Source organism: Pseudoalteromonas sp. SR45-4 (assembly GCF_014163535.1).
GTDB lineage: Bacteria > Pseudomonadota > Gammaproteobacteria > Enterobacterales > Alteromonadaceae > Pseudoalteromonas > Pseudoalteromonas nigrifaciens.
In genome coordinates, this window is record NZ_JACJDO010000016.1 from 1 (window position 1) to 20,463 (window position 20,463).

General features: G+C 39.8%; 14 protein-coding genes and 1 tRNA gene. 10 read left to right on the forward strand and 5 right to left on the reverse strand.

All coding sequences use genetic code 11. The features are described 5' to 3' along the window. The first annotated feature begins 255 nt into the window (after positions 1 to 255). The gene (locus tag H5058_RS08710; protein ID WP_182677705.1) at positions 256 to 1,503 is read left to right on the forward strand and encodes a DEAD/DEAH box helicase; all 1,248 of its coding nucleotides are present in this window, start codon (positions 256 to 258) and stop codon (positions 1,501 to 1,503) included. Positions 1,504 to 2,207: 704 nt separating this feature from the next. Here the strand turns inward: H5058_RS08710 and H5058_RS08715 are convergent. After that, on the reverse strand, positions 2,208 to 3,164 hold the full coding sequence (locus H5058_RS08715; protein WP_182677707.1) for a methylenetetrahydrofolate reductase: 957 nt from the start codon (positions 3,162 to 3,164) through the stop codon (positions 2,208 to 2,210). A 271-nt stretch (positions 3,165 to 3,435) separates the two neighbouring features. On the opposite strand from H5058_RS08715, the gene H5058_RS08720 reads away from it, so the two are divergent. From H5058_RS08720 to H5058_RS08735, 4 genes are all read left to right on the forward strand, one after another. Beyond that, positions 3,436 to 6,315 carry a pitrilysin family protein gene (locus H5058_RS08720; protein ID WP_086997831.1) on the forward strand — a complete coding sequence of 960 codons (2,880 nt, stop codon included), beginning with the start codon at positions 3,436 to 3,438 and terminating at the stop codon, positions 6,313 to 6,315. Positions 6,316 to 6,453: 138 nt separating this feature from the next. Continuing rightward, a complete protein-coding gene (locus tag H5058_RS08725) occupies positions 6,454 to 7,377 on the forward strand; it encodes a sensor domain-containing diguanylate cyclase (protein WP_182677709.1) in 924 nt (307 codons plus the stop codon). A 138-nt stretch (positions 7,378 to 7,515) separates the two neighbouring features. After that, positions 7,516 to 8,334 (forward strand): serine O-acetyltransferase, encoded by an 819-nt coding sequence (gene cysE / locus H5058_RS08730; RefSeq protein ID WP_011327343.1) that lies wholly within the window; start codon positions 7,516 to 7,518, stop codon positions 8,332 to 8,334. Between the two features lie 18 nt (positions 8,335 to 8,352). Then, on the forward strand, positions 8,353 to 9,000 hold the full coding sequence (locus tag H5058_RS08735) for a hypothetical protein (RefSeq protein ID WP_182677711.1): 648 nt from the start codon (positions 8,353 to 8,355) through the stop codon (positions 8,998 to 9,000). A 7-nt stretch (positions 9,001 to 9,007) separates the two neighbouring features. Here the strand turns inward: H5058_RS08735 and xseA are convergent, their stop codons facing one another. Then, positions 9,008 to 10,342, reverse strand: coding sequence for an exodeoxyribonuclease VII large subunit (gene xseA, locus H5058_RS08740; protein ID WP_182677714.1), 1,335 nt, complete (start codon positions 10,340 to 10,342; stop codon positions 9,008 to 9,010). Between the two features lie 136 nt (positions 10,343 to 10,478). On the opposite strand from xseA, the gene guaB reads away from it, so the two are divergent. Together guaB and guaA are read left to right on the forward strand one after the other, a co-directional pair. Then, a complete protein-coding gene (gene guaB / locus H5058_RS08745; RefSeq protein ID WP_011327346.1) occupies positions 10,479 to 11,948 on the forward strand; it encodes an IMP dehydrogenase in 1,470 nt (489 codons plus the stop codon). A gap of 106 nt (positions 11,949 to 12,054) precedes the next feature. Further along, positions 12,055 to 13,632: a glutamine-hydrolyzing GMP synthase gene (gene guaA, locus H5058_RS08750; RefSeq protein ID WP_011327347.1), complete on the forward strand. Its 1,578-nt coding sequence runs from the start codon at positions 12,055 to 12,057 to the stop codon at positions 13,630 to 13,632. 92 nt (positions 13,633 to 13,724) lie between these two features. Here the strand turns inward: guaA and H5058_RS08755 are convergent, their stop codons facing one another. Both H5058_RS08755 and H5058_RS08760 read right to left on the reverse strand, forming a co-directional pair. Continuing rightward, entirely contained in the window at positions 13,725 to 15,155 is a 1,431-nt protein-coding gene (locus H5058_RS08755; RefSeq protein WP_011327348.1) for an MDR family MFS transporter, read from the reverse strand. A gap of 66 nt (positions 15,156 to 15,221) precedes the next feature. Further along, on the reverse strand, positions 15,222 to 15,794 hold the full coding sequence (locus tag H5058_RS08760; protein ID WP_011327349.1) for a TetR/AcrR family transcriptional regulator: 573 nt from the start codon (positions 15,792 to 15,794) through the stop codon (positions 15,222 to 15,224). Between the two features lie 672 nt (positions 15,795 to 16,466). Between H5058_RS08760 and H5058_RS08765 the strand changes: the two genes are divergently transcribed. The 3 genes from H5058_RS08765 to rimI all read left to right on the forward strand — a co-directional run bounded on the left by H5058_RS08765 (position 16,467) and on the right by rimI (position 17,383). Continuing rightward, positions 16,467 to 16,543: transfer RNA gene (locus tag H5058_RS08765), tRNA-Trp, on the forward strand. Positions 16,544 to 16,608: 65 nt separating this feature from the next. After that, complete coding sequence (locus H5058_RS08770) at positions 16,609 to 16,929, forward strand: hypothetical protein (RefSeq protein WP_182677716.1); 321 nt, start codon at positions 16,609 to 16,611, stop codon at positions 16,927 to 16,929. Continuing rightward, positions 16,916 to 17,383, forward strand: a complete 468-nt coding sequence (gene rimI, locus H5058_RS08775) for a ribosomal protein S18-alanine N-acetyltransferase (protein WP_182677767.1) — start codon at positions 16,916 to 16,918, stop codon at positions 17,381 to 17,383. Before H5058_RS08770 ends, rimI begins: the two co-directional genes overlap by 14 nt. 65 nt (positions 17,384 to 17,448) lie before the next feature. Here the strand turns inward: rimI and H5058_RS08780 are convergent, their stop codons facing one another. Beyond that, on the reverse strand, positions 17,449 to 20,115 hold the full coding sequence (locus H5058_RS08780; RefSeq protein ID WP_182677718.1) for an ATP-binding protein: 2,667 nt from the start codon (positions 20,113 to 20,115) through the stop codon (positions 17,449 to 17,451). Positions 20,116 to 20,463: the final 348 nt, after the last annotated feature.

A 20,463-nucleotide genomic window follows, 5' to 3' on the forward strand; every position in this document is an offset into this window, starting at 1 on the left:
GACATCGCAAAACAATTCAACTAATTTAATCATGCCTGTTCCTTGTTTATCCAATCGTTCTTGGTCGAAAGATCGGATCTCGGAACAGGCATTTAGTTCAATTTTCTTAAACGAGATTCAGGTTATTTAGCGCCTTTTTTATTGGCACAAATAAAAGCAGATAAATACGATTAAATAGTTTTCTCAAGCACTCTAATTTACGGCATGAGTGAATATGAGTACAATAGCGCTCTTTGTCATTTTAAAGCTAAGCCTATGTCTGCCACTACGTTCTCATCACTTAATCTCGACCCGTTGTTATTAACTGCGATTGAGCAAAATAATTACACTCAACCTACCGCAATTCAGATTAAAACCATCCCGCCTATTTTAGCGGGCAGTGATGTAATGGGCAGTGCACAAACTGGCACAGGTAAAACCGCAGCGTTTGTACTACCACTGCTACACAAACTTTTAAACACCCCTAAAAAAGATGAGCCAGGTGTTGCTCGCGTGGTAATTTTAACGCCAACTCGTGAACTTGCTCAGCAAGTATTTGCCAGCTTTGAAAAATATGCCCAAGGCACCAATATTAAAGGGGCATTAGCGTATGGCGGCGCAAGCATAGGCCCACAAATAAAAGCCCTAAAAGATGCGCAAGTAATAGTAGCCACCCCGGGGCGCTTACTCGATCATATTGTTAAAGGCAGTGTGGTGCTTTCAAGTGTTGACTCACTGGTGTTTGATGAAGCCGATCGTATGCTTGATATGGGATTTATTGACGAAATTAAACGTATATTGCGCCATATTCCAGGCGATCGCCAAACTTTGTTATTTTCGGCGACTTTTGATGACAGCGTATTTGCGCTTAGTAAAAAACTACTTAAAAACCCAGAATTAGTTGAAGTTGATAAACGCAACTCAGCAGCAGTTGAGGTTGAGCAAGTAATTTACTCAGTAGACGAGGATCGCAAGCGCGAGCTGGTATCGCACATGATCGGCATGAAAAATTGGGGCCAAGTGCTTATTTTTACCCGCACCAAACAAATGGCCGACCAACTGGCTAAAGAAATGTGTAAAGACGGTTTAAAAACCGAGTCAATCCATGGTGATAAATCACAAGGCGCACGCGACCGTGCACTACAAAACTTTAAAGAAGGCATTACCCGTGTATTAGTTGCTACCGATGTAGCCGCACGTGGTTTGGATATTCCGACACTTAGGTTTGTAATTAACTTTGAACTGCCATACATAGCCGAAGACTACGTACATCGCATTGGCCGTACAGGTCGCGCTGGTGAGCAAGGGCTTGCAATGTCGCTAGTAAGTATTGACGAGCAATGGTTACTTGAAGAAATAGAAGTACTGTTAGATACCCGCTTAACGCCACAGTGGCTAGCAGGCTACGAGCCAGATCCAAACAAAAAGCCAAAAGATAACCGCAAAAACACCAATAAATCACGAAAAGACCGCGATAAAAAACGCATTACAGGACAAAGAGAGCCAAGTAGAAGACGTAAATAACAGTTTTTTAGTCTAGCTATCAGCGGCCTGTAAGAGAAAAAGTGCCACGGCGTTAAATTCAGCGCCGTGGTTTGCTGCATATTCTTAACTCACTACCTCTACCAGTTAGTTCTTTTTAGCACACAGCTTAATAGTTAAGTTATTGTATTGTTTACATGGAATTAATAAAGTGTAATTATTTTACCGAGAATGAAATCAGATGATTAAAACGTAAAATATAAAAAGGAAGTAAATATGGATTATCTTAATTGGTTGAAAAAGGAATATTCTGGGTCAGTTACACAGAATCCGTTACAGGCTCTACAAAACTATTAATGACTATATAAACTCAGCAAAAATGGACTCTCAGCTATTTAGAGAGTTTATCAAAGTCTTAGGATTTTTAATTTTTGTGGTTCCATTCAATTTGTATCTATCTATTTCAGAGGTGGTCACTTTTAATAGTATTTACTATTGGCTTATTGTGATCTTTTCGAGTTTTATTGGAGTTCTTGTTGCATTATATTGCGAGCAAACCTTAATTAAAAAACAGCTGAAAAAAACAATCAATGCTAAACATTTAAATAAAATATAATTAAAAAATTTACTGAGTAACTACGTTACAAAAATAAAAAGGCAAGCCATAGGGCTTGCCAAAGAGTGTAAATACTAACTTGCTTATTCTGTGTAATTTATCATGATTGCTCGAACCTCGAACCCCGCAATTAAGCTATCAGTTTCTCCGCAAGATTTAATTCCATGGTGGCTTTTAATAAGCGGTATAAGTTAATTGATGCGTCAATTTCTTCTTTACGGTTAGTTAAGCTTTCTATATTTAAGCCCAGCGGCACGTTTAAATGCGCACAGCTTTTAAGTATTAAATCGAGGTTTTCGCGGCAAATACGTACCGATTCACTCAGCGTATTGTTCGCATCAAGCATGCGCCATTTAGTGGCCTCTGGCACTGAGATCCCCAACCATTGCATAAACTCTAAGGTTTTTTCGCCGCCGCACGGAGTAAAAGTTAAAATAAGGCGCTTAGGCTCAAGCCCTTGTGCTTTACAACTACGTGCATAGCTAGTAATTAACTCTATTGTTGCTTGTGCGTCGTAAACCGCTTGCGAAATAAAGAACTTACAGCCTTGAGCGGTTTTTTCTACTAGTCGCTCGTGTTCATTACGTTTATTAGAATGACGCTCTGCAATAGTAACGCCGCCTAAAAAGAAGTCATCAGATTGCTCTGCCAGCGTTTTATACGCATCTGGTAGGCTTAGTTTTATATCGCCTATCGCTGATGGGCTACCTACTAAAACAATATTTTTTAAATCGTAGTCGTTTTTAGTTTCACTTAGCCAATCTTTAAACTCGTTCGCACTGCGTTGCGCCACACTTTTATAGGTAATTACATCAAGGTGCGATAAGCCACGTAATAGGTTGCTGTATTCACGTGGATCGACAGTTTGCCTAAATGGAAACGGACGCGCTTGATTAGTACGGCTGCTTTCGTCTTGAATGTCGTAAATTATTACGCCGTCGTATTCAATTTCGTGTAGGCGACCCAATAGCTTTTCTGCAATGGTTTTTAGTTGCGCTTTATCGGTACCAATTTTTGGCGGCGTAGTACCAATAAGGTATACGCCTTGATTGCTATCTTCTATTTTCTCTTGAAGTGATAAAGCCATAATCCTCATTCCAGCTTAGTTTGTTACGATGGAATTAATATAGCAGCCATTTAGATGGCTAGATAGCTTTATTTAATGAAAGTTTTTCAATCGTAGTGAGGTTTATTCATACAAGCTCGTTACCAATTAGTAAATTTGATACAGTTGTTTACATAATAACAACGCTTTAGGCTCTTATTATTGGCGGCTTTGCGGCATAATTAGATGGTACTTTTTATTAAACTAGCTCAACGTTTAGCGATTAAAATTGATTGCTATAAAAGGAAAAACAATGAAATTTAAATTTTTAGCAACCAGTTTAGCGGTATCGCTGGCACTGTCGGGTTGCGCTATTGAACAAAATCAAACGAGCCAAGCAGTAACACAACAACAAACAAACACTACGGGCGAGGGCGTTTTTTCACAAGACTACTTACTAGAAGAGCTTGAAAATGGCTTGCGCGTTATGGTGGTTAAAACCGATTACCCTGATGTAGTCTCGTTGCAAATTCCTGTATCGGTAGGATCACGTAATGAAACGCAAGCGGGTAAAACGGGCTTTGCGCATTTTTTTGAACACATGATGTTTAAAGGCTCTGAAAAATTTCCTGAGGCTGTGTATTCAAGTATTTTAAAAAATTCTGGCGTTGATAACCGCGCTTACACCACCAACGATTACACTAACTATCATTTAAACTTTTCAAAGCAGCATCTTGATAAAGTACTTGAACTTGAAGCTGATATTTTTCAAAACTTAACCTATACCGAAGAGCAATTTAGAACTGAAGCGCAAACGGTAAAAGGCGAGTACTTAAAAAATAATGCCAGCCCAGTGCGTAAGTTACTTAGCGCAGTGCGCGAAGAGGCCTTTGAGCAACACACTTATAAACACACCACTATGGGCTTTTTTAAAGACATAGAAGCCATGCCTGATCAAATGGCTTATGGTAAAGAATTTTTTGCCAAATTTTATAAGCCCGAATATGTATCGCTTGTAATTGTGGGTGATGTAGACCCTAAAGCCACTATGGCTATGGTTAAAAAGCACTGGGGTGCGTGGAAAAAGGGTGACTATGTTGCCGACATTAAAGCTGAGCCAACACAACAAGCGCCAAAATATAGTCATCAACAAAACCCAGGTTTGCCAGGGCATTGGTTATTAGTGTCGTATAAAGGTACTGCGTGGGAGCCGGCTAAAAAAGACAGAGCTGCGCTTGATTTACTCTCACAGCTTTATTTTTCAAACAACTCAGATTTATACCAAGAGCTAGTGGTAGATAAACAAATTGCCAGCCAAATGTTTAGCTATAACCCAGAAACCAAAGATCCGGGGTTACTGCATGTATTTGTAAAAGTAGAAAAAGCAGACGATTTAGCCAAAGTACGCGATGCAATCAATCGTACCTACGCCCAAGCGCGTACTGAGTTAGTAGATAGCCAAAAACTCAGCGACTTAAAATCTAACCTTAAATACAGCTTTATAAATGGTTTAGATTCGTCGCAAGCAATTGCTGCAACCCTTGCAAGCTATATGCATTTTGAGCGTGACCCTAGGGTAATAAATCAGCTATATAAAACCTCAGATGAAATAACAGCTGAAGATATTAAAGCAATTGCTAACAAGTATTTTGTTGATAATGCACGCACTACCGTGACTATGTCGGCACTTGATAAAGCGCCAAACTTTGAGCAAGAGGTTGATTTAAACGCACTGGTTGCAAAACTGGAGCAAGCACCTCAGGCTGCTGCATTTAAAGTGCTAGATAAAACTAACAGCTCGCCATTAATTGACGTTAACTTTTTATTCAATACCGGAGCTGCTGCCGATCCGCAAGGTAAAAAAGGCCTTGGCGCATTAACTGCAGCTATGCTGGCGCAAGGTGGCTCACAATCAACAAGCTATAAAGATATTAAACAAGCACTTTATCCGCTGGCAGGTAGCTTTGGTTATCAAATAGATAAAGAAATGCTGTCGTTTCAAGGGCGTATTCATAAAGATAACGCTGCTAAGTGGTATGCATTAGTGAGCGATCAGTTACTTAATCCCGGTTTTAGAGAAGATGACTTTAAGCGCCTTAAAAAAGAGCTAATTGACGGTATTAAATCGGGCTTAAAAGCATCTAACGATGAAGAACTAGGTAAAGAAGTACTCTACAGCGCGCTTTACAAAGGCCATCCTTATGAAAGCTACAACTATGGTGATATTTCAGATTTAGAAGCACTTACGCTTGATGATGTCAAAACGTTTTATAACACAGAGCTTACGCAATCTAAGCTAACACTTGGCTTAATTGGTGCAGTACCGGAAAAACTAAAAGCCACTATGTTAGCTGATTTAGCAGGCCTGCCTAAAGGCGAGCAAAGCCGTTTAAGTATTCCTGATGCGCCTGAGCTTAAAGGCCATCATGCTACTATTGTTGAAAAGAGTGCGCAGTCGACAGCGGTATCGTTTGGTTTTCCAATTGATACAATAAGAAGTAGTGAGGACTGGACTGCACTGTGGTTAGTGCGTTCTTACTTTGGTGAGCACCGTAGTTCTAACAGCTTTTTATATGAGCGTATTCGTGAAACCCGTGGCATGAACTATGGCGATTACGCGTACATTGAATACTTTCCGCGTGGTATGTTTCAAACTAAGCCTGATGCAAACCTAGGGCGCTCTGAGCAAATATTTCAAGTGTGGTTACGCCCACTTCGCTCTAATAACGATGCGCATTTTGCGACTCGTACCGCCTTGTTTGAGCTTGATAAGCTAATTAAAAATGGCATGAGTGAAGACGACTTTGAAGCCACACGTAACTTTTTAATTAACTTTGTGCCGCAAATGGTGGCAAGCCAAAATCGCCAACTAGGTTATGCACTTGATAGCGAGTTTTACAACACCGACAGCTTTGTAAGTTACGTAACTAACAAACTTAAAACGCTAACAGTAAAGGATGTAAACCGCGTTATTAAAGATAATCTACAAACCGATAATATCCATTATGTATTTATTACCGGTGACGGCGCTGATATGCAAAAGCGTTTAGCGCCTGAGCAAACATCGCCAATGGTTTATAATACCGATAAACCAGCAGAGCTTGTTGCAGAAGATAAAGTGATTGCCGATTACAAATTAGCTATTCCGGCAAAAAATATTGCAGTAATAGCAGTAGATAAAGTATTTAAGTAAGTAATTAGTGCAACAATTAAAATTAACTTAGTAAAATACCCCGATATATTCGGGGTATTTTTTTAGTTAGTTAAAAACTGCTTTTTTGAGTTATTAATTACAGTAAATAAAGTGACATTAAATAGGTATGGAGGAGAGATGTTAGACGACAAAGTATTTTTACGATCGATATTAAATACCATACCTGATCACATTGTGGTTATTGATAAGGTTGGTGAAATTATTTATGAAAATAAAAGTTGGCAATCTTTTGGCGTACAAAATAGCAGTAATTATATAGCTATGTCACAACAGTATAATTATTTACATGAATGCAAAAAGGCGGCTGAACAAGGCGATGAGTTTGGTGTCAGTGCTTTGAAGGGAATTACTGCTGTAATAAGCCATAAACAGGCTGATTTTTATTTAGAATATCCATGTCACAGCGATGATGAACAACGTTGGTTTATGATGAGGGTGATGCCATTTAGTCATAATAACAGTGAATACTATGTTATTAACCATAACAATATAACCGAGCGAAAACAGGCCGAAAATAAAGCTAAACAGTTGGCAAGACTTGATGGGTTGACGAAAATTGCTAACCGCAGGTATTTTGATAGCGTATTAAATAGTGAGTGGAGGCGCTGCGAGCGTTTAGGTCTGCCTTTATCAATTACGATGATAGATGTAGATAATTTTAAACTGTTAAACGATACCTATGGTCATCAACAAGGTGATGTTTGCTTACAACAAATTGCTAACTTGTTAAAGCAATATAGTAAAAGGCCGAGCGACTTATGTGCACGTTTTGGAGGCGAAGAGTTTGTATTAATTTACGGCAATACAAACTCTTTACAAGCAACGGCCAACATAGATCGGATTGTTACGCAATTAAAGGCACTAAATATCGAAAATAAGCACTCATTACCAAGTAAAATAGTTACTGTAAGTGTGGGAATAGCGACCATAATACCAAGTAATAACAGCTGCGCTGAAGATTTACTTAATGAAGCAGATAAACTGCTTTATAAAGCAAAAATAGCCGGTAAAAATAGCGTGCAAGTGACAGATTTAAGCTAATGTGGGCTTTGCTGTACTACCTTATGCTCATTACGGTTATATCTAATAACCAGATAAAATAAAGAAGGAATTAACACCTTATCGGCTAAATCCGTTAAACTTAGCAAAAGGCTCTTTTTGATCAACAAAGGCAGTAATATGCGACATGAAATTTGGCAACAGCTTCGCAGCGAAGCAAATGAAGTAGTAAAACGCGAACCTCTTTTAGCGAGCCATGTTTATTCGTGTATTTTGAACCATGAATGTTTAGGGGCGGCGCTTAGTTTTATTGTTGCTAATAAATTGGCAGATGCGGTGGTGTCGGCATTTACTATTCGTGAGCTATTTGATCAGTCGTTTGTAAGGTGTGAGCGTATGCTAACGCACGTTGCTCATGATATTAAAGCGGTAAAAGATCGTGACCCTGCAGCCGAAACTTACCTTACGGTAATATTAAATTTAAAAGGTTTCCATGCTATTCAGGCGCATCGTTTAGCTAATTGTTTGTGGACGCAAAACCGTAAAGAGTTGGCGCGTTTTATTCAAAGCCGTAGCTCAGAAGTATTTGGCGTTGATATTCATCCTGCTTGTAAAGTGGGTAAAGGAATAATGTTTGACCATGCAACCGGTATTGTTATTGGTGAAACGGCGGTAATTGAAGATAACGTATCAATACTGCAGTCGGTTACTTTAGGTGGCACGGGCAATGAACAAGGCGATCGTCATCCTAAAATTAGAGCCGGGGTACTTATTGGTGCTGGGGCTAAAATATTAGGCAATATTGAAGTGGGTGCGGGCGCGCGTATTGGCGCAGGCTCTGTTGTGCTAAGTAATGTACCGCCACACACTACAGCGGTAGGTGTACCGGCAAAAATTATTGGTCGCCCAGATTGCGAATGCCCTGCAAAAAGTATGAACCAAAACTTTTTAGCTAAACCTGAGCCTGAAAATGAATCGCATACTAGCTCTATGCTATAAAGTAATGAGCAATTTAAAATGCTAAACAAAAGTAACTTACTTGGCCTGTGCTGTTTTATTCTAGGCGTAGGATTAACCAGTGGTTACTTTTTGTTTTTACATTCTATGCCTATTCAAGCGCAACAAAGCCAGCCGTTTCCTTATAAAAGTTTTGTTATAAAGCAAGCTAACGATGAGTCACTCAATAGTACTGAAGAGCATGTTAACACTGCCGATGGTAACTCCCAGGCTGAGAGTATTGCGCCATATACGCATAAAATTGCCACGCTTACCAATGAGCTTGAGCTTAAAACCAAACAACTGAAACGCGTTGAACAAGCGTTAAAATTAGCGCAACTAGATCAGCTTGATTTTGCTAAGCAGTTAGAAGAGAAGTTTATCGCTGAGGATGAAAATAGCCAGTGGAGCTACGAAGTAGAAACCGCGCTAACTGATTTTTTAATTACCAGCGATTTAAGTAATACCGCGCAACTAACTAGTTTAGAGTGCAAACAAACACTTTGTAAGTTTAGCCTAGTTGCCGATAAAACTAATCAGCAAGGACATGTGCAGTGGCGCGAGCTGAACGATAAATTAGCGCTAATGCCATGGTGGCAGCAATTTAAGCTCACTTCGTCAAATTCAACCGATGAACAGATAGATTTTATAGTGAGTACTAAAGAGTAAGACGCTGCTAACTTAGTACTTGCGAGTGTAGCGTGCCATCAACCAGTTCAGTAATTAAAGTATCTCCGACTTTTACATCCGCTACCGATTTAACCACCTTTTGCTTATCTGTTTTTGTAATACTATAGCCTCGCGCTAATACATTAAGTGGACTTACTGAATCTAGGCGACTTGCCTGCAGTGCTAAGCTATTATTAGCTTGCTGTAATTGCTGCTGTATTGCTTGGTTAAGCCGAGTTTGTAATTGCGCGAGTTGATGACTTGCTTGAGTGAGCTTTTTGTCGGGTGATTGGCGCATTAATCTAGGCGTTAAATTATTAAGGGTACGCTCTTGTTGATATAAACGATTACGCATAGCTTGTTGTAGCGCAATGCTTAGTTCATCCAAGCGCTGCGCTTTTTGATTTAACTGATTACGCGGATGGCATAAATTTAACCTGTGCTGTAGTTGTAATGCTTGAGCACGCTTTTCGCTCATATCGTGTTTAAACGCATTAGCAAGACGATTAACTAGCTGAGTTACTTTATTATGTAACTCTTGCGTATTAGGACTTACCAGCTCGGCTGCCGCAGAAGGCGTAGCTGCACGTACGTCGGCTACATAGTCGCTAATAGTAGTGTCGATTTCGTGGCCTACCGCGCTCACAATAGGCAGTTGGCTATTAAATATAGCGCGCGCCAGTTGCTCATGGTTAAAACACCATAAATCTTCTAAAGAGCCGCCACCACGCCCTAAAATAAGCACGTCTACTTCGCTGCGAATATTAGCCAACTCTATTTGTTGAATTAACTGCAGATGTGCGTCTTTACCTTGCACCATAGCAGGGTAAATAATAACTTCTAACTGCGGTGCGCGGCGTTTTAGTACGGTTAAAATATCTTTTATGGCCGCGCCAGTTGCAGAGGTTATTACCCCGATACGGTTAATGTTTTGCGGTAGAGGTTTTTTATAAACCGAGCTAAATAGCCCCTCAGCGGCTAAACGCATTTTTAGGGCGTCAAACTCTTGCTTAAGTTGTCCTTCGCCAGCAGGTTCCATATGTTCAACAATAAGTTGATAGTCGCCGCGTGGTTCATAAAGTGAAACGCGCGCTTTTACCGTTACCTGCGCACCGTTAATGGGTCGGTAACTTTGGTTACGATTATTGCCGCGCCACATGGCTGCTTTTATTTGTGCTTTATCGTCTTTTAACGAAAAATACCAATGCCCAGATGCCGGAGTAATAAAGTTCGAAATTTCGCCAGTTAGTACCAGCGAGGCAAAGCCTTGCTCGAGTAGGGCGCGTATTTCTCTATTAAGGCGTGACACGGTGTAAATCGTTTGCAAAGGCTTCGAAAACATAAAAAACTACCAAAAACTATTTATAACCCTAGTTTATCATAAATATTTACAAAATATGATTTACTAGTGCCAGCAACGCTGTTAAAATTTGGCCGCAATTCCTTATCTTAGATCCACCATGTGAGAAGTTGCCAAAATGCTTAGAATCGCTAAAGAAGCTCTTACCTTTGATGACGTACTTTTAGTACCTGGTCATTCTACTGTTTTGCCACATACGGCAAATATTTCAACTCGCTTAACGCGTGGAATCAAACTTAACTTGCCGCTTGTTTCAGCATCTATGGATACTGTTACCGAAGCTCGTTTAGCTATTGCCCTTGCGCAAGAAGGTGGTCTTGGTTTTATTCATAAAAACATGACTATTGCAGAACAAGCGAAAAACGTTCGTAAAGTTAAAACCTATGAAGCTGGTATTGTTACTTATCCTATTACAGTAACTGCCGATTTAACCATTGCAGATGCACTTGAGCTGTCGCAAGAAAAAGGTTTTTCGGGCTTTCCAGTAACTGATAGCGATAACAATCTTGTTGGTATTGTAACAGGGCGTGATATGCGCTTTGAAACTAAGCTTGAACAGCCTGTTTCTACTGTTATGACTAAAAAAGACAAGCTAGTTACTGTAAACGAAGGTGCTGCGCGCGAAGAGATTTTAGGCTTAATGCACGAACACCGCATTGAAAAAATTCTTGTGGTTGATGATGCGTTTAAACTAAAGGGCATGATCACCGTAAAAGATTACCAAAAAGCACAAGAAAAACCAGATGCCTGTAAAGACGACCAAGGTCGTTTGCGTGTAGGTGCTGCTGTGAGTGTTGGCGCAGGTACTGATGAGCGTATTGCTGCATTAGTAGAAGCAGGTATTGACGTATTACTTATCGATACTTCGCACGGCCATTCTCAAGGTGTTATTGACCGCGTTGCGAAAACCCGCAAAGAATACCCAGACTTACAAATTATTGCTGGTAACGTAGCAACAGCAGAAGGCGCTGTTGCGCTTGCAGACGCTGGAGCCGATGCGGTTAAAGTAGGAATAGGCCCAGGTTCTATTTGTACTACGCGTATTGTTACGGGTTGTGGTGTGCCACAAATTACGGCTATTTCAGATGCTGTTGATGGCTTAAAAGGCCGCGATATTCCGGTAATTGCCGATGGCGGTATTCGTTTTTCTGGCGATATTGTAAAAGCACTTGTTGCTGGTGCATCGTGTGTAATGGTGGGCTCTTTGCTTGCTGGTACTGAAGAAGCACCTGGCGAAGTAGAGCTTTACCAAGGCCGTTACTACAAATCATACCGTGGTATGGGCTCGTTAGGCGCGATGGATCAAAAAGAAGGTTCATCAGATCGTTACTTCCAAAAGTCAAACGAAGCCGACAAGTTAGTACCAGAAGGTATTGAAGGTCGCGTAGCGTACAAAGGTCCTATTGCAACGATTATCCATCAGCAAGTGGGCGGCCTGCGCAGCGCAATGGGCTTAACCGGTTGTGCCACTATTGAAGAGCTAAACACCAAACCACAGTTTGTACGTGTTACTTCAGCTGGTATGGGTGAGTCGCATGTACATGACGTGCAAATCACTAAAGAAGCACCTAACTACCGTTTAGGCTAATCAGCCGTAATTACATCAATTTATGGGCTAGTTTTACTAGCCCTTTTTAAATAGCTACTCACTATATCAGTAGCATTATTTAGCATCTGACTTTACGAGATACTCCATGAGCAAAGACATTCACGATTCACGAATTCTCATTTTAGACTTTGGTTCACAATACACTCAATTAATTGCCCGTCGTGTGCGCGAAATTGGTGTTTACTGTGAACTGTGGGCATGGGATGTGACCGAAGAGCAAATTCGCGAGTTCAACCCACAAGGTATTATTCTCTCTGGTGGCCCAGAGTCGACAACACTTGAAAACAGCCCACGCGCTCCTGAATATGTATTTAATGCTGGTGTGCCAGTACTAGGTATTTGCTACGGCATGCAAACTATGGCAGCTCAGCTTGGCGGCAGTGTACACAGCTCTGATAAAAAAGAGTTTGGTTACGCCCAAGTAGAAAAAGTGGGTAATTGTGCGTTGTTTGATGCGATAGAAGATCATATCACCGACGGCGGCAATGGCGTACTAGATGTATGGATGAGCCATGGCGATAAAGTAATGGATATTCCACAAAGCTTTAAAACCACAGCTAAAACATCTACGTGTCCGCATGCGGCAATGTCGAACGAAGAAAAACGCTTTTACGGCGTACAGTTTCATCCAGAAGTAACGCACACACATCAAGGGCAGCGTTTATTAGAGCGCTTTGCTATTGATATTTGTGGTTGTGAAAAATTATGGACTGCAGCAAAAATTATCGATAATGCCATTGAGCGCATTAAAGAAACAGTTGGCGATGACGAAGTTATTTTAGGTCTTTCGGGCGGTGTTGATTCATCGGTTGTGGCTATGCTTATTCACCGTGCAATTGGCGAAAAGCTAACTTGTGTATTTGTTGATAACGGCCTACTTCGTTTAAACGAAGGCCAGCAAGTTATGGACATGTTTGGTAATAAGTTTGGCCTAAACATTGTTAAAGTTGAAGCCGAAGAGCAATTTTTAAATGACCTTGCTGGTAAGTCAGACCCAGAAGATAAGCGTAAAGCCATTGGCCACACGTTTATTAATGTATTTGATGAGCAAGCTAAAAAGCTTAAAAATGCAAAATGGTTAGCGCAAGGTACAATTTATCCAGACGTAATTGAATCTGCGGCATCTGCCACCGGTAAAGCACACGTAATTAAATCGCACCACAATGTGGGCGGATTACCAGCAGACATGAAAATGGGCCTAGTTGAGCCACTACGTGAGTTATTTAAAGATGAAGTACGTAAAATTGGCCTAGAGCTAGGTTTACCGTACGATATGCTTTACCGTCATCCTTTCCCTGGACCAGGTTTAGGTGTGCGTGTACTTGGCGAAATTAAAAAAGAATACTGTGATTTACTGCGTCGCGCCGATGCTATTTTCATCGAAGAGCTTCACAAAGCAGAGCTTTACCATAAAGTAAGCCAAGCGTTCACTGTGTTTTTACCGGTTAAATCGGTAGGGGTTATGGGTGATGCGCGTAAATACGATTGGGTTGTATCACTGCGCTGCGTGGAAACTATCGACTTTATGACCGCGCGCTGGTCACATTTACCATATGAATTTTTAGGTGTGGTTTCAAACCGTATCATTAATGAAATTGATGGTATTTCGCGTGTTGTTTACGATATTTCGGGTAAACCACCTGCAACTATTGAGTGGGAATAATCGCGCGTTAGCTACTAGCTACTAGCTAGTATTAGCAGTATATAAAAATAAAAGCCCATGATTTCATGGGCTTTTTTGTTACTAATATTACTTTAAGTATTTTTAGATGACTTTATAAAGAACGACATAATTAACCCGCTAATCGCAAGTACAATTCCCAAAATAAACGCTGTTTGTACACCCGCTGTTAATGAGCTACTTACTGCAGAGGGCGCTGATGGATCAGCAACGTTTTCCAAAAAACTATTTTGAGAAGCCGACATGATTGTAATCGCCAAGGCGGTGCCAATTGAGCCAGATACTTGCAGTAAAGTGTTTATTAAAGCGGTCCCGTCAGCATATAGTTCTCTGGGGAGCTCATTTAAACCATTTGTTTGCGCAGGCATCATAATTAATGTTACGCCAATCATGAGAGATGAATGCAAAAAGATAACCATTGCAATAGAGGTTTCTGTGGTTACATTCGACAGATTCCATAGCGTAATAATCATAATAATAAAGCCAGGTGTAAGTAGCCACTTAGAGCCAAACTTATCAAATATACGCCCCGCGATCGGAGACAAAGCACCATTTATTATTCCACCTGGCATAAGCACAAGGCCAGCAGTAAGCGCAGTTAATCCAAGGCCAATTTGTAAATATAAAGGCAAAAGAATCATGGTTGATAAAATAATCATGAATGTGGCAGATACACTCAATAAACCTAAAGTATACTTTGGATATTTTAAAGTACGTAAATCTAACATTGGTTTATCGAGTTTAAACTGTCTTAACGAAAATATAATAAGAGAGATTAGCGCAATTATAATGGTACTAATTACCAGTAAGTTCCCCCATCCTTTTTCACCTGCAATACTAAAGCCATATACAATGCCACCAAACCCGACAGTCGATAACAAAATTGACAGTACATCTATTTTAGGCTTGCTCAAAACAGAAACGTTCTGCACATAAGCCAGCCCGTATACTAATGAAAAAACAAGAAACGGAATGAGTAACCAAAGAATCCAATTCCAGCTCAACAGCTCAATAATTAGCCCCGAAGTAGCTGGTCCAACAGCCGGTGCTGTCATCATAACAAGGCCAATTAACCCCATAATAGTGCCTCTTTTATGAACAGGGAAAATGATGAGGGCTGTATGGAACATTAAGGGAATTAATAAACCGGTTCCGATTGCCTGAATAATACGACCTAACAGCAAAACACTAAAAGAGGGGGCTATACCGGAAACTATCGCCCCAATAATCGAAAAAAGTAACGAAGCAACGAATAATTGCCGAGTACTAAACCATTGTATTAATAGTGCAGAAACGGGAATGAGGATCCCCATAGTCAGTAAGTAACCTGTTGTTATCCACTGCACGGTAGATGAAACAACATCTAATTCACTCATTAAATTGCCAAGTGCCATATTTAAAGCCGTTTCGCTAAATAAGCCAATGAATCCGGCAATTAAAAAGGATATTAGAATAGGGACTGGTCTTATAACTGTTTTATCTTGTTCATATGCAATTGTAGACATTAAAACTCTCTTCGCTGATTAACTAAATTGACCTGTGTTGATTGATACTTTATTTACTTTTTAAATTTACTTTTTAATAAGTAATGAGGGAATTTGCTCTGCTATTGTTTCAAGCGGCTTGCCCGTTTTCATTGTTAAAGCTAAGAGAATACCGCCCTCAGTTAGCGCATGAAAAACAGTAGCTAAACTTGTGGACTGTTGTTCTGTGTAGCCTGCTTCAAGAAACTTTTCAGTATAAATAGATTGCCAACTTTTAAAGGTCGCTTCACACGCCAAGCGAATAGGTTCACTAGTGGAATGTTTTTCTCCAGCAATAGTGCCAATTGGAGAGCCAAGAGGGGTTCCGCCTTGTCCAAACACTCTGGATAATTCATAAACATAAGCTTGAAAAGCATCTATTGGATTGGATACACCCGCAAAGTTTTTTTGAATATCTTCCATAACAAGTCTTTTAGTATTGTTAATTGCAGCAGTCGCCAACTGCTCTTTGCCTTTTGGAAAGTAGTAATACAAGGAGCCCTTAGGTACGCCACTTTCTTCAATTATGTCATTTAGGCCCACTCCGCAATATCCGCGCACTCTAAATAAGCGTGATGCCGTCTCAATTAGAACGTCTTTCGGCTTTACTTTTTCACTCATAACTAAAATACCTCAAATTATAACAACTGGTCTATTATTTCGATGGTAAGGAGGAATTGACTCTGTGTCAATGCTATCGGCTTTACATTTTATTTTGTGTAACCGGTAATATTATCACCAACATGGCTCTAAAAATGCGCCAAAAGGCGATAGCCAAAGGGGGGCGGAATAGTAGTACGCTTCGTTGGTATCAATATGGTTTGAAGGTGATAATTTAGCTACAAGAGCAAGTTTAAAGGGAATAGCGAAGATTTAAGAGCATGCTAAAATTAGTAAGGCAGGGAGCTTGAGTTATTCAAATTGTAAAAACTATTTAAAAAGTATCTAAAAGCTGCCTAGAAACCATCTAATAATTATCAGCAAATTATCAGTAAGTTATTAGCAAACTATCTAAATTAGTGCCTAGTTTTATTGAACCACAACAAATAGTAGTATCAGCACAGTGAGATAAAGTAAGCGACAGCACTTTATTGTTATTATATTTTTATTCACAAAACGTAAAAATAATTAATTTAGTGCTCGGCTATTAATATTTGCCTGAGTCTAAGTAATTAAAAAATGAAGAATTAGCCTGCTAATTCGTCGTTTTGTTTATTTAAAAGGCAATCAAACCAAAAAGATGATTTTTTTCTTTACCTTTGGCCAAAGGTCTCTATAATTCGTCGGTATTGCAGGGGCGTAGTTCCAATTGGTAGAACAGCGGTCTCCAAAACCGACGGTTGGGAGTTCGAATCTCTCCGCCCCTGCCATTTCTTCTTTACATCGAATTTATTACTTCTTATATTACCTTACTTACTAATTTCATCGAGTCGTTATGCATTCACGTTACGCAGCTGTTTTTGGTATAGAAAACCTCGAATTAAATCAGCATTATCAAACGGTTAATAACCAGCCAATAAATAATAAAGCAACTGACACTAAAGCAGACAGCGTCGCGCCTGAGCCTATTTCGCTCACAAGCCAGTTATTTGCAGATATAAAACGTGCCATAGCCCCCATTACCATCAATAGTGTAATACAAGGCACGGTACTGCAATTACATGGCGATAAGTTAGCTTTAACAAATTCACAGCTCAGTACTGCCGATAAACGTGCTTTATGGGCTTTAATGAGTGACCATCTTGATAAACTTTAAATCAGTAGACGCAACCGCTATACCGCAATTAATGGCTATAGAAACCGCATGCCACAGCCACCCGTGGACGTTAAATACCATGATCTCATGTATTGGCGGGCGCTATTTTAATTTAGCAGCGTTTAACGGCGATACCATGGTAGGTTTTTATATTGGCGAAAAGGCCGGGCCCGACTTTACCTTGATGGATATTTGCGTTGCCCCAAGCGAGCAAGGAAAAGGCATTGCAAAACAGCTACTGAACCAGTTTATTGAATATGGTGAGCAGCAAAATGCTGAAAATTTATTTTTAGAAGTACGCGAATCAAATACCCCCGCAATAAAGCTCTACGAAAATGCAGGCTTTATAGAAATGTCAGTGCGTAAAAACTATTACCCAAGCGACAATCCTGCTAAAAACGGATTTGAAGACGCTATTTTAATGGGCATGGCACTGGGCTTAAACTTTCAATAATATTTTGTAGTGAAGAGTTTACAGTGATAACTGTATAAAGAATATTGTTGCAGTAAGCCGATAACTTATACCTGCTTACTTTGCTCACTAATAACCTGCTCAATAGCGTTAATTAAGTTAGCTGTTAATTCGTTTAACGCGGCTTTGCTATCGCTTTTTAAATGATCTTCTAAACGCGCAGCACAGTGATAAATATCATCAAAGTTAAAACACCCAGCACTGCCTTTTATATTATGTGCTAATGCGCGTAATGCGACTAAGTTACCCGAAAATTGTAAGCTTTTTATTTCAGCTAAATAAGTTGGCAGGTTAGCGACGTAATTTGCATTTATTTGTTGGAATTTTTCACTTTTGAGTATGTCGTCCCATTTATTTTGATTGTCTTTTTCAAGGTGTAGGTAACTTACTAATACGCTTTCTAGGGCATCTTTATCTATAGGTTTCGCCAGAGCCTTGTCGCATCCTGCAGCAATATATGTATCTACGTCATGGTTCATTACATTCGCAGTGAGTGCGATTATAGGGCCGTCGTATGCTGCATGGCGTAATATTTTAGTCGCTTCTAGGCCACCCATTACTGGCATTTGCATATCCATAATAATTAACTGATAGTCGTTTACTAGCGCCATTTCTACCGCTTCAGCGCCATTGTTTGCTATGTCGGGTTCTAATCCCCAAGTTTGCAGCAGCAGCTTTATTAATAATTGATTATCGGGGTTATCTTCGGCCACTAAAATATGTGCATCAAAATTATTACTAGCGAAGGAAAGCAGCGGATCTTTTTCTGGAATGAGTTGATTGGATTGCTCTAAAAACAGGTTGTCGGCTAATGGCGTTTGTAAATTACAGGCTATGGTTATAGTAAAGCAGCTACCTACATCTAATTCGCTTTTAACGGTTATATCACCGCCAAGACGTTGTGCTAAATTTTTTGAAATACATAGCCCAAGCCCGGTGCCGCCAAAGCGACGGGTTGTGGTAGCGTCTGCTTGCTCAAAAGGAGTAAATAAGCGCTTAATTTGACTTTCAACCATACCAATTCCGCTATCTTGTATTACAAACATCAGCTCTTGGCTTGGTAGGTAATGAACCGTTAGAGATACATGGCCTTGCTCGGTAAACTTAACTGCATTGCTGGCAATGTTGATCAGTATTTGTTTTAAGCGGGTTTCGTCGCTGTTTATAGTGTGTGGTAACGGGAGTTGATAATTAATACTGAGCTTTAGCTTTTTTTGTTGTGCCAGCGGTTCAATAATTGACTCAATGTCGTGAGTTAAGCGCACTACATTTAGTGGGGCTCGCTCTACAGCAATTTTTTCGGCTTCAATTTTAGACAAATCTAAAATGTTATTTATTAACTCTAGTAAATGCTTAGAGTTGCGTAAAATAGTGCTTAAATGCTGTTTGTTGTTGGTGATTTTATCGTTATGTAAAAGCTGTTCGGTAAAGCCCATTATTGCGGTGAGTGGGGTACGAATTTCGTGGCTCATATTAGCCAAAAAGCGACTTTTAAGTTGATTTGCTTGCTCTGCTTGGCCAATCGCAAGCTCTAACTGGCTGTTCATGGTTTCTAGCGCTTTGGTGCGGCTTTCTACTTTGTCTTCGAGGTGATGTTTATATTCTTCTAACTGCTCTTGATAATGCCTAATTTGATTAACCATGTGATTAAAGTCGTTAAACAATATGCCTACTTCATCATCGGTGTGCGCGGGCAGTGAAACACCTAAATCGCCATCACCTACACGGTGGCTAGCTGCACCTAATAGCTCAATAGGATTAAGTAATAAATTACGCACTACAATAAAAATAAGTATTGGCAGCGTAATAACCGAAATAATAACAATTAAGCCGGTAATTAAGCTAATAGCCTTACCCGACTGATACAAAACGGCTTTAGGAATAGTCGATACATAATAACCACCGCTCATTTGCACCGCAAAAATCATCCGCTCTATTTTATCTATACTCGAAAGCTCTATGGTTGATAAAGAGCCAATGTCGGCTAAGTTATGTACTTGGTTGAGCTCAAATTCGCTAATATATTGGCCACGAATATTATAATCGGAACTAAATAAAATTTTCCCCTCATTACTAACGAGTAAGTTGAGAGTGTTGTTGTAAGGGGCTTCTAAAATACTGGTGTTAAGAATAGAAGGATCAATATGCAGTACTATAAAACCAAGCTGTTGTGGGCGCTTAAGATAGTAGTCAATGCTATAAATACGCTGAATAAAATACAAGCTGGTGGTGCCATCTGCTTTTTGCATCATAAACTGCTGTTGGCTTAAATTACTTTGCTGTATTTTGTCAAAAAAAGGATACGATTTTGGCGCTATGCTTAAATTACTTGAGTAGTAGGCATCGCTTTTGCCATTTACCGACATTAAGTTAATGCTAATAATATCGGGATAGGCCTCGCTATAACTGGCAAATACATCCATTAACGCACCTAGGCGATAGGTGTAGCCACCATCAGCATGTAAATCGTTAGCTAAAAAATCGTTCAATACGGGTGAGGTGGATAATAGCTTGGCAGTGGATTGAAATGAGTCAATATAGTTAAATACTTTTTGTTGTTGTTGTTCAACAAACCGGCTCATAATTAAATCAGCTTGTTTTTGTGTTGAGTTGGTTACATTAGTTAGCGTAAAACCACCTAAAAATAACAGCGGAAGTATAACTAACGGCGTTATATACCATAATAACCTAATGCTTAACTTACTGGTTTTCATTACCAAACAACACATCCTCCATGTAATGTTAGTAATAATATGTTTTACAGCTATATTACTCAAGCTTAGCGTTTGTTTATTGTGCTGGTAATATTTATAACTAAGCACAATTTAGGACAATAATTGAGTAAATACGCGCTCTGGGAGAGTTAATAAAAAAAGAATCAGTTAATAACTAAGCATTGATTGTTTATAGAGTGAAGATCAGCGAAAATAGTCTTCAATTACGATTAACATAACGGATCGCGTGTGAGGAGCCAAATTGGGTTCTTCCTAGGGTGTGTTGAGCTTTCGGGGTTGAGCAATATTAGCTCTGAAACGTCAGCATACATAAATGTCCGTATTCAA

What these genes read in the sequence shown, in the direction of transcription:
- H5058_RS08710 (WP_182677705.1), top strand. Translation starts at nt 256, where the DNA reads ATGTCTGCCACTACGTTCTCATCACTTAATCTCGACCCGTTGTTATTA.
- H5058_RS08715 (WP_182677707.1), bottom strand. Translation starts at nt 3,164, where the DNA reads ATGGCTTTATCACTTCAAGAGAAAATAGAAGATAGCAATCAAGGCGTA.
- H5058_RS08720 (WP_086997831.1), top strand. Translation starts at nt 3,436, where the DNA reads ATGAAATTTAAATTTTTAGCAACCAGTTTAGCGGTATCGCTGGCACTG.
- H5058_RS08725 (WP_182677709.1), top strand. Translation starts at nt 6,454, where the DNA reads ATGTTAGACGACAAAGTATTTTTACGATCGATATTAAATACCATACCT.
- cysE (WP_011327343.1), top strand. Translation starts at nt 7,516, where the DNA reads ATGCGACATGAAATTTGGCAACAGCTTCGCAGCGAAGCAAATGAAGTA.
- H5058_RS08735 (WP_182677711.1), top strand. Translation starts at nt 8,353, where the DNA reads ATGCTAAACAAAAGTAACTTACTTGGCCTGTGCTGTTTTATTCTAGGC.
- xseA (WP_182677714.1), bottom strand. Translation starts at nt 10,342, where the DNA reads ATGTTTTCGAAGCCTTTGCAAACGATTTACACCGTGTCACGCCTTAAT.
- guaB (WP_011327346.1), top strand. Translation starts at nt 10,479, where the DNA reads ATGCTTAGAATCGCTAAAGAAGCTCTTACCTTTGATGACGTACTTTTA.
- guaA (WP_011327347.1), top strand. Translation starts at nt 12,055, where the DNA reads ATGAGCAAAGACATTCACGATTCACGAATTCTCATTTTAGACTTTGGT.
- H5058_RS08755 (WP_011327348.1), bottom strand. Translation starts at nt 15,155, where the DNA reads ATGTCTACAATTGCATATGAACAAGATAAAACAGTTATAAGACCAGTC.
- H5058_RS08760 (WP_011327349.1), bottom strand. Translation starts at nt 15,794, where the DNA reads ATGAGTGAAAAAGTAAAGCCGAAAGACGTTCTAATTGAGACGGCATCA.
- H5058_RS08770 (WP_182677716.1), top strand. Translation starts at nt 16,609, where the DNA reads ATGCATTCACGTTACGCAGCTGTTTTTGGTATAGAAAACCTCGAATTA.
- H5058_RS08780 (WP_182677718.1), bottom strand. Translation starts at nt 20,115, where the DNA reads ATGAAAACCAGTAAGTTAAGCATTAGGTTATTATGGTATATAACGCCG.